General features: G+C 68.5%; 10 protein-coding genes. 4 read left to right on the top strand and 6 right to left on the bottom strand.

All coding sequences use genetic code 11. The features are described 5' to 3' along the window. Positions 1 to 51: 51 nt before the first annotated feature. From VNW53_RS03530 to VNW53_RS03515, 4 genes are all read right to left on the bottom strand, one after another. The gene (locus VNW53_RS03530) at positions 52 to 3,132 is read right to left on the bottom strand and encodes a TonB-dependent receptor domain-containing protein (RefSeq protein ID WP_325553679.1); all 3,081 of its coding nucleotides are present in this window, start codon (positions 3,130 to 3,132) and stop codon (positions 52 to 54) included. 346 nt (positions 3,133 to 3,478) lie between these two features. After that, positions 3,479 to 4,489, bottom strand: coding sequence for a beta-eliminating lyase-related protein (locus VNW53_RS03525; protein ID WP_325553678.1), 1,011 nt, complete (start codon positions 4,487 to 4,489; stop codon positions 3,479 to 3,481). Further along, positions 4,489 to 5,637 carry an epoxide hydrolase gene (locus VNW53_RS03520; protein WP_325553677.1) on the bottom strand — a complete coding sequence of 383 codons (1,149 nt, stop codon included), beginning with the start codon at positions 5,635 to 5,637 and terminating at the stop codon, positions 4,489 to 4,491. Before VNW53_RS03520 ends, VNW53_RS03525 begins: the two co-directional genes overlap by 1 nt. Positions 5,638 to 5,701: 64 nt before the next feature. Then, positions 5,702 to 6,301, bottom strand: coding sequence for a TetR/AcrR family transcriptional regulator (locus VNW53_RS03515; protein WP_325553675.1), 600 nt, complete (start codon positions 6,299 to 6,301; stop codon positions 5,702 to 5,704). Positions 6,302 to 6,389: 88 nt separating this feature from the next. Here VNW53_RS03515 and VNW53_RS03510 point away from each other — a divergent pair, with 88 nt between their 5' ends. From VNW53_RS03510 to VNW53_RS03500, 3 genes are all read left to right on the top strand, one after another. Further along, positions 6,390 to 7,784 (top strand): carotenoid oxygenase family protein, encoded by a 1,395-nt coding sequence (locus VNW53_RS03510; RefSeq protein WP_325553674.1) that lies wholly within the window; start codon positions 6,390 to 6,392, stop codon positions 7,782 to 7,784. A 223-nt stretch (positions 7,785 to 8,007) separates the two neighbouring features. Next, complete coding sequence (locus tag VNW53_RS03505) at positions 8,008 to 8,853, top strand: PEPxxWA-CTERM sorting domain-containing protein (protein WP_325553673.1); 846 nt, start codon at positions 8,008 to 8,010, stop codon at positions 8,851 to 8,853. A 7-nt stretch (positions 8,854 to 8,860) separates the two neighbouring features. Continuing rightward, the gene (locus tag VNW53_RS03500; RefSeq protein WP_325553672.1) at positions 8,861 to 9,424 is read left to right on the top strand and encodes a hypothetical protein; all 564 of its coding nucleotides are present in this window, start codon (positions 8,861 to 8,863) and stop codon (positions 9,422 to 9,424) included. Here VNW53_RS03500 and VNW53_RS03495 read toward each other — a convergent pair. Further along, complete coding sequence (locus VNW53_RS03495; RefSeq protein WP_325553670.1) at positions 9,421 to 9,609, bottom strand: hypothetical protein; 189 nt, start codon at positions 9,607 to 9,609, stop codon at positions 9,421 to 9,423. The two genes, VNW53_RS03500 and VNW53_RS03495, sit on opposite strands and share 4 nt — an antisense overlap. Before the next feature lie 104 nt (positions 9,610 to 9,713). Between VNW53_RS03495 and VNW53_RS03490 the strand changes: the two genes are divergently transcribed. Beyond that, positions 9,714 to 10,064: a TfoX/Sxy family protein gene (locus VNW53_RS03490; RefSeq protein ID WP_325553668.1), complete on the top strand. Its 351-nt coding sequence runs from the start codon at positions 9,714 to 9,716 to the stop codon at positions 10,062 to 10,064. A gap of 12 nt (positions 10,065 to 10,076) precedes the next feature. Here the strand turns inward: VNW53_RS03490 and secA are convergent, their stop codons facing one another. Then, positions 10,077 to 12,779, bottom strand: a complete 2,703-nt coding sequence (gene secA, locus VNW53_RS03485) for a preprotein translocase subunit SecA (protein WP_414693237.1) — start codon at positions 12,777 to 12,779, stop codon at positions 10,077 to 10,079. Positions 12,780 to 12,875: the final 96 nt, after the last annotated feature.

Raw genomic sequence — 12,875 nt, 5'->3', positions numbered from 1 at the left:
GGCAGCGGCTTCGCCATCTCATGCAGACCGGCCGCTGGCGGTCGTCGCCTTCTAGAAGCGTCCGGTGAGGCCGACCTCGTAGAAGCGGCCGATGACGTCATAGACGCCGATCCCCGTCGTGCCGTACGGCGGCTCAGTGTCGAACACGTTCTTCACGATGAAACGCGCCTTGGCCCCGGTCAGGCCGATGTGTGCCTTCTCCGCCCATGAGGACAGATCGTAGGTGAAGGCCAGGTCGTGCAGGTAGTAGGGCGCGACCGTCAGCGGGTAGCGGGTCTCCAAGGTGAAGTCGTTGTTGAAGCTGGACCGCGAGATGTAGTTGACGATCCAGGTCGCCGTGAACGGCTGGCGGATGTATTCGAACTGGGCGTTGTAGGCGTACTTCGCATCGCCGATCGTGCCGGCGGACCGCACGAGGTCGAAGCCGAGGCCGGTGACGGAGGTGTTGCGCCGCGCCTCGTGGTACAGGTCGAGCTTCATGTCGAGAGCCCCGGGGTCATGGTCGAACCATTCGGCCCCGAAGTCGGCGAACTGGAGCCGGTAGCTGGCGCCAGCCGTGAGCCCCTCGAAGTGGATGTAGCCCGCGTTGATGAAGCCGGTGCGCGGCCCCGCCGACACGCCGCCGGCGCCCGGGTCGCCGTTGCCCAGGATCTGGCCGGCCAAGGCGCCGCCCGCGGCGCCCCGCTGGAAACGGCTGCAGGCGTCCGCCGAGCGTCCGGGCGAGTCGTAGCAGACCTGCAGGATCGAACTCAGGGAGAAGTTGGCGATGGCGTTCGTCAGGTCGATGTGGATCCAGTCGGCGTGGAGCTCCAGGCTTGGGACCTGATGCGGCTGATAGACGAAGCCGACCGTCCACTGCGCGCCCTCTTCGTTCTTCAGATCCGGATTGCCCGCGGTGGTGCCCTGAACGGTGGCCGCCTGCACCCGTGACGTTAGCTGGAAGTTGGCTGGCAGCCCGAGGGCCGCGAAGTCGGCGGCGCAGTTGGCGGCCCGTGCGGTCGGGTTCGGGCCGATGTTGATGTTGTTCTTGTCACAGGGATCCGTGGCGGTGGTGAAGATGGTCGCCGTAGGCAGCGAGGTCTCGGTGATCGCCGGAGCACGGAACGAGTGGCTCTTCTGCCCGCGGATCAGCAGGTCGTTGAACGGATACCACTGCACCCCGTACTGCCAGGCCGTGTCGTGGCCGGCTGAGGAGTTGTCGACCGAGCGATAGGCCCCGTCGAACTCCAGGCGCCGCATCAGCGGGAAGCCGAAGTCCTTGCCGAACACCGGCAAGGTCGTTTCGGCGTACCACTCGTTGGTGTGATAGCTGCCTGAGATGGCGGTGATCGGCGCCGTCCGGCCGATGCCGATGCGTTCCGCGTCGTTCGGGGTGAAGGCGGCTTCTTCCTTGCGGTATTCAAGCCCCACCGCGGCGCTCCAGGCCCCCGCCGGAAGGGTGAAGAGATCGCCCCCGAAGTTCGCCTGGTAGTCGGTCTGCTTGTTCGAGAAATTCGTCGCCAGGGTCACGCCGACGTAGTTCAGCGCCGCCTGGCTCGGGGCGCCGAGGCCGAACAGGTCGAGCGGGGCGCAGCCAGCGGCCCGTGCGGCGGGATCACGGCAGACGACGGCGCCGCTGGCGTCCTTCACGGCGTCGATGGCCAGCAGGAATTTCGACTGGTCGATGTTGGGCGACTGGAAGTGGCCCTTGTTCTCGCCGAAGTTGGCCGAGGCGTTCCAGAAGTACTTGTGGCCGGCGTAGACCCCGTCGCCGTCAACGGCGAACACACCGCGATAGGTATCGTCCGTGGAGAAGGTCTCGTTGCTGCCGATGTCCACCGAGGCGCGGTCCAGGAAGAAGATCTGGTCGCCGGGCGAGGCCGTGTCCGCCGGCAGGGGCGTCGGCTGGCTGAGGATCTGCGCGCGGGTCGCCGCCGACAGGAACGGGTTGGCGGTGGAAAAGCGCAGGGCGCCCGACGTGCCGCCGAACAGCGAGGCGTTGAAGATCGGTTGGTTGAACGGTTCGACGGAGTCGGCGTGGGCGTAGAGGAGCTCCGCCGACAACTTGATGTTCGGGGTCAGATCGTACTTGGCGAACCCGTTGGCCACGTGCCGCTTCACGGGCGACTGCAGCGAGGTCAGCTGCGCGAGGTTCAGGCCGTCACCGCCGGACTCGATGGTCGGCTGGTAGAAGACCCCTTGGTTGTAGGGGACGAGCGTGCCGTTGGGCGCGAACTGGGCGAACACCCTGGCGGCCGGGTTGTTCGGGTCGGCGATCGTCAACTGGTTCGAGAGGGTCGAGCCGCCGTTGCGGTAGGGTAGTCCGCCGGCGGTCAGCTCGGCGATGCGCCGATTCACGATCAGAATCTGTCCCGGAATGTTGTCCGAAGGGCCGGTGTTGGCCGGGTTGTTGGCGAAGGCGATCTGGCGCGCCGTGACAGGCCGGTCGGTGTAGGCGAGCGCGTCGGTCTGATTGTACTCGTAGCTCCCCATCAGGCTCAGCCGGTCGTCCAGGTACTTGTGGCCGGCAATGATCCGGGCGCGCCAGTTCTGGGCGTCGCTGCGGCTGGAGAGGCCGTATTGGCCGTCGAGTTCGACGCCTTCGAAATCGGTCCTGGTGATGATGTTGATCACGCCGGCGATCGCGTCCGAGCCGTAGACCGCGCCGCCGCCCGCCTGGATGGTCTCGATGCGGTCGACCAGGCCGGTGGGGATGGAGTTCAGGTCGACCTGCCCGCCGGCCGCAGCGCCGGTGAACACCGAGGCAGGGTTGCCGCCGACGAACCGCCGGCCGTTCACCAGCACGAGGGTCCGCTGGGACCCCAGGTTGAAAATATTGATGAAGTTGCGGCCCGTTCCGAAGCCGCCCTGATCGCCCAGCGGGCTGACGGGCACGCCGGCGCTGGGCAGGTCATTGAGCGCGTCGGCCACGTTGACGAATCCGCGGCGGTCCATGTTCTCGCTGCTGATGACCTGGATCGGCTGGACGGACGTCAGGTCGGCCCGCGGAATGCGAGAACCGGTCACCACCACTTCTGAAACGTCGGCGTCCTTGGCTGCGGTCTTGGCCGACGCCTGCTGGGCGAGGGCCAGGCTGGGCGCCGTCAAACAGGAGGCCGTGGCCACCGACGCGAACAGCAACGATCGAAACAAACCCGTGTTTACAGCTTTCATTCGGAGGCCCCCCGGCCTGGCTTTTGTGGACGCGCACGAGCCGTTTCGCCGTGCGCACGGCGCCGTCCTGGTGCGAAGGGGGCGTTCCCGCAAAAAGCTGCGTCGAATGCCCGGCCCGCGCAAAATTACGGCATGACACAGGGCTGTCACGCGGCCGTCGCATCCGCAACGAAAAGCGTCTCGCGGACACATTTCGCGCAACCTATGGAAGCAAATTCACCGGCAAGTGCGGTTTTGCTGCCACATTTCCACCGGAGGATGCGACTTGCCGCGCCCAGGTTGCGGGCGATGCGGCGAAAATGTGGCGGGAATCGGGCGGGCCGACTCAGCGGATCGCCTTCAGCGCCTCCGCCAGCTCATCCACCGTCTCAGGCGTTGTGGCCCAGGAGCACATGAAGCGCACGGAGCCGTCGAGCACCCGGTAGACCTGCCAGCCGGTGGCCGTCAGGCGGGCGTGGGCGGCTTCATCCATGGCCATGAAGACGCCGTTGGCCTCCACCGGGTGGTTCACCGGAAACGGCGTCCGCTCGGCCAGGCGCTGGGCCATCAGGTTGGCGTGGCCGGCGTGGCGCAGGAGGGCGCCGTCCTCCAGCATGCCGATGAAGGGCGCGGCGTAGAACCGGCCCTTGGAGGGGAGCTGGCCGCTCTGCTTCAGGCGCGCGTCCAAGCGCGGCGCGAGCTTGCGGTCGAAGACCACCAGGGCCTCGGTGGGCGGCATCCCCGCCTTGGTCCCGCCCAGCACCAGGATGTCGACGCCCATCCGGGCGATCGCCTTCAGGTCGAAGCCGTCGACCGCGGCGTTGGCCAGCCGGGCGCCATCGAGGTGGACGCCTAGGCCCTTGCCCTTCGCCGCCTTGGCCAGGGCGGCGGCGTGCTGGGTGGCGTAGACCGCGCCGTATTCGGTGGCGTTGGTCAGCGACAGCGCCGCCGGCGACTGGTGGTGGGCGCTGTCGGCGAAGTCGAGCGCGGCCGCCAGGGCGGCCTCGTCGATACGGGCGGAGGGGCCGGACAGCGGGATGATCTGGGAGCCGTGCCCGAAGAAGCCCGGCGCGCCCGTCTCGTCGGTGGTGATGTGGGCGTGGGCGTGGGCCAGCACCGCCTCGAACGGCCGCGCCAGGGCCGCCAGGGAGATGGCGTTGGCCGCCGTGCCTGAGGCCACGAACCGCACCTCGGCGTCGGCGTCCAGCAGGGCGCGGACCAGGTCTGCGGCCCGCGCGCTCACCGTGTCGGCGCCATAGCCGGCCGTGAAGCCCGTGTTGGCGGCGGCGAGCGCCTGCATGGCCTCCGGCGTCGCCCCGGCGGTGTTGTCGGAGGCGAAGTCGTATCGAACGCTCATCAAAACTCCCTGGCCCAGCTACGGACCTCTTCCACAAACAGATCCGGCTCTTCCATCGCCGCGAAGTGGCCGCCGCGCGGCATGTCGGTCCAGCGCACGATGTTGTAGGCGCGCTCGGCGAAGGACCGCGGCGGCGCCTGGTACAGCGGCTCGCCGGGGAAGTTGGCGAAGGCCGTGGGGGTCTCGCAGCGCTCGCCGGGCGCGAAGGCGAGGCCGCCTTCCTCCACCAGGCCGCGGTAGTACCAGGCTCCGGTCGCGAAGCTGTCGGTCATCACATAGAGCATGATGTTGGTGAGGAGCGCGTCCTTGCCGTAGGCCTGGTCCAGGCTCTTGCGCGACAAGTCCGACCAGTCGTGGAACCGCTCGCAGATCCAGGCGGCCTGACCCACCGGATTGCCCGCGCCCATCCAGGCGATCGACTGCGGCTTGGAAACCTGCAGGCGGAAGTAGGCGCCCATCACGTCCATCATCCCCGCCTGCCGCTGGGCCCAGGCGACCTCCGCCTCGCCCTGGGGCCCGCCGTGCGGGCGGAAGCCCAGCATGTTGAGGTGGATGGCCCTTGCGTGGGCGCCGTGGTCGCGGCCGAGCCAGGAGGTTACCATCGCACCCCAGTCGCCGCCCTGGGCGAGATAGGTCTCGTAGCCCAGAACCTCGGTCATCAGGGTGTTGAACAGGCGCGCGGTGGTCCGCTGGCCGATGGGGCGCGCGGGCTTCGAGGAGAAGCCGAAGCCGGGGAGGGAGGGAACCACCAGGTCGAAGGCGTCCTCCGCCTGGCCGCCGAACCGGCTGGGGAAGGCCAGCTTCTCGATCGCGCCCCAGAACTCGTAGTGCGAGCCCGGCCAGCCGTGGCTGACGATCAGCGGCCGCTTGCCGCCCGCCTCGCCCACCACGTGCAGGAAGTGCAGGTCGAAGTCCTCGACCTGGGCCATGAACTGGGGGAAGCGGTTGAGGTCGGCCACGGCGGCGCGCCAGTCATAGGCGCCGGTCCAGTGCTCGCAGAGCCCGCGAAGCCAGGCGCCGTCGCAGCCATAGGCCCAGCCGTCGGGGACCTGCGGCGTGGGTGGCCAGGGATAGGCGCGCACCCGGTCCAGCACGGCGGCGACCGCGGTCTCGCTCCAGCTCACCTCGAATGGCACAATCGTCGGCATCGCGGGCCTCCCGGACGGGGAGGACACTTCGGGCAGGGCGACGGAGCGGTCAAGCCGCGGCCGCTCAGTCCTGCGGGCGCACGCCGCGCATCAGGGCGGGTTCGAGGCTCCGATGCAGTTGCCGCGCCCCGCCCGGAGGCAGCATGCCGGCAAGCTCCAGGATCACCGCGCCGTGGATGGCCGCCCAGAACATCAGGCCGATCTGCTGCGGATCGCCGGCCATCAGCCCTTCCTTCAGGGCGTCCTCGACAAAGCCGGTCATGGTCTTCTGGGCGCGTTGCCCCGCCGCCACCAGCTCGGGGTACTTCTCTACGTGGGGCTGGTTGACGTCGAACATCAGCTTGTAGGCGTGGGGGTTGGACAGGGCGAAGTCCACATAGGCCTCGCCCACCGCCGAGCCGATGGCGCGTGCGCCCTGCGCCGTCGCTCGGGCCGTCTCCAGCGCCTCGGCGAAGCGGCTGAGCCCGTTGGCCCGGACGGCGGCCAGGATGTCTTCCTTGTCCTCGAAGTAGCGGTAGGGCGTCATCGGCGACACCCCGAGCTCGGCCGCGAGCTGGCGCATGGTCACCGCGTCGGGGCCGCGCTCCGCGAACAGCCGCTCGGCCGCCGCGCAAAGCCGCTCTCGGAAATCGGCGACATCGGTATCGGACAGGACGCGGGGCATGGGCGATTCCGAACTTGCACGAAAAGACTTGCGACGCGCTACGTTTTACGTAATAAATTTACGAAGTAAGCGATAAGGGAGCCCTGCGATGGACGGAAATGTGCGTCTCAACCCCTATCTGACGGGCAACTTCGCGCCGATCCGCAGCGAGGACGATTTCGACCTGACGGTGCGCGGCGAGATCCCGGCGGGCCTGCGCGGGGCGCTGTTCCGCATCGGCCCCAATCCGCAGTTCGAGCCCCGCGACCCCGAGCAGCACCACTGGTTCGGCGGCGACGGCATGGTCCACGGCTTCTATGTCGAGGACGGCAAGGTCCGCTACCGCAACCGCTACGTCCGCACGCCCAAGTGGGAGCTGGAGCACCAGCACGGCCGCGCGCTGTTCGGCTCGATGGGCAACCCGCTGACCAGCGATCCGCTGACCGCCGGCAACGAGGGCGGCGTCGCCAACACCAATATCGTCTGGCACGCCGGCCGGCTGATGGCGCTGGAGGAGGCTCATCAGCCCTTCGAGATGAACGCGCAGACCCTGGCCTCGGAAGGCTATGTCCGCGCCTACAAGGGCCGGGTCACCGCCCACCCGAAGGTCGACCCGGTGACCGGCGAGATGGTCTGGTTCGCCTACGGCGTCGGCGACATGCCGCTGTCGGCGGGCATGAGCTATGGCGTCACCGCCGCCGACGGGACCGTGGTCCGCCGCGATGACTTCCAGGCGCCGTTCTCGTCGATGGTCCATGACTTCATGACCACGGAGAACCACGTCCTATTCCCGGTCCTGCCCCTGACCGGCAGCCTGCAGCGGGTGATGAGCGGCCTGCCGCCCTTCGCCTGGGAGCCGGACAAGGGTTCCCACGTGGGCGTGATGCGCCGCGATGGGGACGTGGGTTCGATCCGCTGGTTCAACACCGAGGCCTGCTACGTCTTCCACCCGCTGAACAGTTGGGAAGAGGGCGACAAGATCTTCTGCGACGTCATGCGCTATGACGTAGCTCCGCTGTTCCCCAAGGCCGACGGCTCGCCGGGCGACAAGGCCGCCGCGCGCCTGGTGCGCTGGACCTTCGACCTGGCCGGGACGTCCGACGCCATCAGGGAAGAGGCGCTCGACGACCTCGACGGCGAGTTCCCCCGCGTCGACCCGCGCGTCGAGACCCGCAAGCATCGCCACGGCTGGTACGCCGCCGATCCGACCGGCTCGAAGACCGTGAGCCTGAACGCCATCGCCCACCTCGACCTGATGACCGGCCGGCGGCAGGTCTACGAGCTCGACGGCGGCGACCGCACCTCGGAGCCGGTGTTCACACCGCGCGCCGCCACGGCCGACGAGGGCGACGGCTGGCTGACCGCGGTCGTCTACCGCGCAGGCGAGGACCGCAGCGACCTTTTGGTGTTCGACGCGCTCGACGTCGCCAAGGGCCCGATCGCCACGGCGCAGATGCCGCGCCGCGTGCCGTTCGGTTTCCACGGCAACTGGGTCAGCTTCTAAAGCCCTGGCCACAACCGGAGCGGTCCGCCAGGGGAGCCCTGCGGGTGTTTTTCACCTCTCAGGCGCATTCGATTGCGCGGCGCCCGGGCAGGGCTAAGGTCAGATAGCACGGGTATTCGAAGGGCGGGGCCCGCGCGCTTCCGCGTTTCCTCCACTGTCGCTTTGGGTGCACCCGCCCGTCCGATGCCGGCCCCAAGGCCGCATGGAAAGGGGCTGAAGCGCAATGAAGACCCACCTGAAAATCCTGGCGACGATCGGACTGCCCGTGGCGGTCGCGCTGTCGGCCGGGTCGGCGCAAGCCGCGTTCACCATCGTTCAGGCGACCGGCGCGGCCTACAGACCGGACAGCGGCGTCGTCGCTTGCGCCGGCGGCTTCTGCCAGACGCGGCTGATGCCGGCGCAGGTCGTCGATCTGGGGGCGATGACAGCCGCCAACACCACCGTGCTCAGCGATGACCTCACCGCCCAGAAGCCGGGCTACGGCATCACCAACTACGGCGCCAAGCTCGACATCAATTTCGTCATCACCGACTATCTGGCGGTGAACGACGGTACGTCCGGCGGCGGACAATTGGAGGTCGACTACACCGGCCAGCGCGGCTTTACGCCGCCGGAAAACTTGCACTGGATTCAGATCGTCACGGACAATTGGAACATCACCGGCGTCAACGGAAACAACCTCAGCGCCCCGACCGGGCGGGGCCAGCCGGAGAACGTCGTCGACGCGCCCGGGGTGGCCTCGCCCTACTACGACGACGCGTCCAAGGCCCAGCCGCCGCCCAACAACTTCAACACCGACCCGCCGCACTTCGAGGACTTCTCGCAGCGGCCAGAGCCGAACGCGGCCAATCCGGTCATCAACTGGACCGCCGACCTCTATCTCGTCTCGGACGACGGCGAGGGCAACCTGACGGTCTATGACGGCGTCGAATGGGGATGGCAGACGCGTTTCGGCGCGACCCGGGAAGCCCTGCCCGAGCCGGCCGCCTGGGCCATGATGATCCTCGGCTTCGGCGTCGTCGGGGCCCTGGTCCGCCGCCGGCGCGAGACCGTCATGGCGCAGGGATGATCCGGCCTTGGGCGGCGGAAAACCCACCGGGCGCCGTGGCTGGACGCGACGAGGCGCGGCCGCCGCCCTCGCGGGCTGGGGCCTGACCGGCGTGGCGGAGGCGGATGCGGACCGTGTCGCTTTCGAGGCGCGGTTCGCCTCGCCGCCCGTGCAGCCCTCGCCGGTGACCGCCCAGGGCTCGCGGCTCCAGGCGTCGCTGCGGATCGTCAACCGCACCGCTCGCCCCCTGGCGTTCGTCACTGTGGCCTCGATGCTTCCGGAACTGGTGGACGCCTCCGGGCGCGCTGAGGCGATGTCCGGGGGCGCGAACCTGGGGCGGGTTGCGCATGCCGCCGACGTCCGGACGCTGACGCCGGGCGAGGCGCTGGAGATCCCGGTCGCCGCGCGCCTGACGCTTCGCGAGGGCCGCCTCCAGTGGCGCGGCGACGACGGACTGACCGGCGATTGGGCGGTCTCGGCGGCCCTGGCGCCCTATCGCCTGCGCCTGCGCTACCATGCGCTAGCGCCGCTGCCGGACCTGTGGCCGGGCCTAGGGGTCACCCGCGCCGCGCCGCTGCCGCTGGGCTTCTAGTCGTCGTCGCCGCACTCGATCTCATCCACCAGGCGGGTCGCCTGCCAGAGTTCGATGGTCGGGGCGGCCTCGTCGCAGAGCTCCTCGGCCTGGTCGACGGCCCCCGCGTCGTCGGGCGCTTCGATCCACTGGCCGTTGAGGATCCGGCGGCGGTCGTCCAGGCGATAGGCTCGGTAGGTGGTCATGGGCGGAACCCCCAAGGTTGAGCCTGGAAAACGAGCGTCGCCGCTAACGGTTGCATGGCGCCGGTTGGCCGCAGGATTTCATCCGGCGTAGAACCTTGCCCGGCATGAGCGACTTCCACGCCTTCGTCGAAGAACTGTTCGCGGGCCTGGGCCCGGTGCGCATCAGGCGCATGTTCGGCGGCGCGGGCGTCTATGCCGGCGAGGTGATGTTCGGCCTGATCGACGACGAGACCATCTACCTCAAGGCCGACGAGGCGCTGAAGGCGGAGCTTGCGGCCGAAGGCTCGGTGAGCTGGGTCTACCGCGGCCGCCCGGAGCCGATGGAGAACACCTCCTACTGGCGCCTGCCCGAGGCCGCGCTGGACGATCCGGACGACGCGACGGCCTGGGCCCGCAAGGCGCTCGCGGTGGCGTCAGCCAAGGCCGCGCAGAAACGGCTTAAGCGCCCGCGTTAGGCCGCTGGCCGGTCAGACCAGCGCCCCGTGGCAGTGCTTGAACTTCTTGCCTGAGCCGCAGGGGCAGGCGGCGTTGCGGCCGGTGTTCTCCCAGCCTTCCGGCAGGGCGGTGACCGGCAGGGCCTGGCGCTGTTCGGCGTTCAGCCCGTCGGGCAGGGCGCCCATCTGGGCGGCGTTCTCGCCGGTCAGGGGATCGAGGTGGACTTCCTGGAAGCGGCCCGGCGGCGGCTGCGGCGGGGCCTCGAACTGGAATTCCACCGTCATCAGCCAGCGGGTGACGTTCTGGCGCAGGTCGGTCAGCAGGGTCTCGAACAGGCTGAAGGCCTCGGTCTTGTACTCGTTCAGCGGGTCGCGCTGGCCGTAGCCGCGCAGGCCGATGACGTTCCTCAGGTGGTCGAGGTGCATCAGGTGCTCGCGCCACTGCAGGTCGATCATCTGCAGGACGAAGCTCTTCTCCACCGTGCGCATGTGGTCGCCCACCTGGACGTTCCGCTCGGCGGCGCGGGCGTCGGCCGCCTTGACGATCCGCTGCTCGATCTCTTCGTTGGCGATGCCGTCCTCGGCCGCCCATTCCTTCAGCGGCAGCTCCAGGCCCAGGAACCCGCGCACGTGCTCGTCGAGCCCGTCGATGTCCCACTGCTCGGCATAGGCCTTGGGCGGCAGGAAGCGGGTGACGAAGTCCTCGATGGTGTCGTTGCGCATCTCGGCGACCACGTCGGAGATGTCGGCGGCCGCCATGAACTCGGCGCGCTGCTCGAACACCGCCTTGCGCTGGTCGTTCACCACGTCGTCGTATTTCAAGAGGTTCTTGCGGATCTCGTAGTTGCGTTGCTCGACGCGCTTCTGGGCGGTGGCGATGGCGGAGTTCAGCCACTTGTGGGTGATCGCCTCGCCTTCCTGGACGCCGAAGGTGCGCATGATCGAATCCAGGCGCTCGCCGGCGAAGATCCGCAGGAGGTCGTCCTCGCAGGACAGGAAGAACTTGGAGTGGCCCGGGTCGCCCTGGCGGCCGGTGCGGCCGCGCAACTGGTTGTCGATGCGCCGGCTCTCGTGGCGCTCGGTGCCCAGCACGAAGAGGCCGCCGGCGGCCAGGGCCTGGGCCTTCAGCGCGGCGATCTCGCCCTCGATCCGGGCCTTGTGCTCCAGCGCCATCTCCGGGGTCACCTCGACGCCCTGGGCGCGTTGCTCGTCGCGCCAGGCCATGACCTTCATGTCGACGTTGCCGCCGAGCTGGATGTCGGTGCCGCGGCCGGCCATGTTGGTGGCGATGGTCACCGCGCCGGGCACGCCGGCGTCGGCGACGATCAGGGCTTCCTGCTCGTGGTAGCGGGCGTTCAGCACGCTGTGCGGGACGCCGGTCTGCTTCTTGCCGTCGATCTCGAACTTGTGGGCCTTGAGCATGTCGGACAGCTGCTCCGACTTCTCGATGGAGACCGTGCCCACCAGGATCGGCTGGCCGCGGCGGTAGCAGTCCTCGATCAGGCCGATGATCGCCACGTGCTTCTCGGCGGAGGTGCGGTAGACCTCGTCGTCGTCGTCGATGCGGACCACCGGCCGGTTGGTCGGGATCTCGGCCACGTCCATCTTGTAGATGTCGAGGAATTCCTGCGCCTCGGTGGAGGCCGTCCCGGTCATGCCCGACAGCTTCGAATAGAGCCGGAAGTAGTTCTGGATGGTGACCGACGCCAGCGTCTGGTTCTCCGGCTGGATCACCGCGCCTTCCTTGGCCTCGATCGCCTGGTGCAGGCCCTCCGACAGGCGGCGGCCATGCATCATGCGGCCGGTGAACTCGTCGATCAGGATCACCTCGCCGGCGCGGACGATGTAGTCCTTGTCGAGCTGGTAGAGGACGTTGGCGCGGAGCGCCTGGTTGACGTGGTGCACCGCCGAGACGTTGGCCGCGTCATAGAGGCCGGCGGAATCCTCGGCCAGGTGGCCGCCTTCCATCAGCATCTCTTCGATCTTCTCGGACCCGTCTTCCGTCAGGATCACCTGCCGCTGCTTCTCGTCGAAGTCGTAGGTGGTCGGGTCCTTGATCAACTCTTTCACGAGCAGGTCGATGGTCTTGTAGAATTCGCTGCGGTCCTCGGTGGGGCCGGAGATGATCAGCGGCGTGCGCGCCTCGTCGATCAGGATGGAGTCCACCTCGTCGACGATCGCGAAGTTGTGGCCCCGCTGGACCATCTCGCCCGCCTCGTAGACCAGGTTGTCGCGCAGGTAGTCGAAGCCGAACTCGTTGTTGGTGCCGTAGGTGATGTCGGCGTTGTAGGCCGCCTGGCGCTGGCCCTGGCTGAGCCCGTGGACGATGACGCCCACCTCCATGCCCAGGAAGCGGTAGACTTGGCCCATCCATTCGGCGTCGCGTTGCGCCAGGTAGTCGTTGACGGTGATCAGGTGCACGCCCTTGGAGGCGAGCGCGTTCAGATAGACCGGCGCGGTGGCGACCAGCGTCTTGCCTTCACCGGTCCGCATCTCGGCGATGCCGCCCTGGTGCAGCACCATGCCGCCCACGAGCTGCACGTCGTAGTGGCGCTGGCCCAGGGTGCGGCGCGAGGCCTCGCGCACCACGGCGAAGGCCTCTTCCATCAGGGTGTCCAGGGTCGCGCCCTTGGCCAGGCGGTCGCGGAACTCGGCGGTCTTGGCCCGCAGCTCGGCGTCCGACAGCGCCTGCATCGCGGGTTCCAGGGCGTTGATCTTGGCGACCCGCGCCGTCATCGCCTTGACCTTGCGGTCGTTGGAGGAGCCGAAGAACTGCTGGAAGATGCTCAAGGGGAAGGTCCGGTTGATGCGGTGGGCGCGGCCATAGCCCGT

Source organism: Phenylobacterium sp., assembly GCF_035569475.1.
In the GTDB taxonomy this organism is placed as follows: Bacteria; Pseudomonadota; Alphaproteobacteria; order Caulobacterales; family Caulobacteraceae; genus Phenylobacterium.
The sequence above is the reverse complement of the archived record's forward strand: the minus strand, read 5'-3'. Positions and strand labels throughout refer to the sequence as shown.

Excerpts from the sequence above, each read along its gene's own strand:
- VNW53_RS03495 (WP_325553670.1), bottom strand. The coding sequence starts at position 9,609 with ATGACCACCTACCGAGCCTATCGCCTGGACGACCGCCGCCGGATCCTC.
- VNW53_RS03515 (WP_325553675.1), bottom strand. The coding sequence starts at position 6,301 with ATGCCCCGCGTCCTGTCCGATACCGATGTCGCCGATTTCCGAGAGCGG.
- VNW53_RS03510 (WP_325553674.1), top strand. The coding sequence starts at position 6,390 with ATGGACGGAAATGTGCGTCTCAACCCCTATCTGACGGGCAACTTCGCG.
- VNW53_RS03525 (WP_325553678.1), bottom strand. The coding sequence starts at position 4,489 with ATGAGCGTTCGATACGACTTCGCCTCCGACAACACCGCCGGGGCGACG.
- VNW53_RS03520 (WP_325553677.1), bottom strand. The coding sequence starts at position 5,637 with ATGCCGACGATTGTGCCATTCGAGGTGAGCTGGAGCGAGACCGCGGTC.
- VNW53_RS03490 (WP_325553668.1), top strand. The coding sequence starts at position 9,714 with ATGAGCGACTTCCACGCCTTCGTCGAAGAACTGTTCGCGGGCCTGGGC.
- VNW53_RS03505 (WP_325553673.1), top strand. The coding sequence starts at position 8,008 with ATGAAGACCCACCTGAAAATCCTGGCGACGATCGGACTGCCCGTGGCG.
- secA (WP_414693237.1), bottom strand. The coding sequence starts at position 12,779 with ATGACGGCGCGGGTCGCCAAGATCAACGCCCTGGAACCCGCGATGCAG.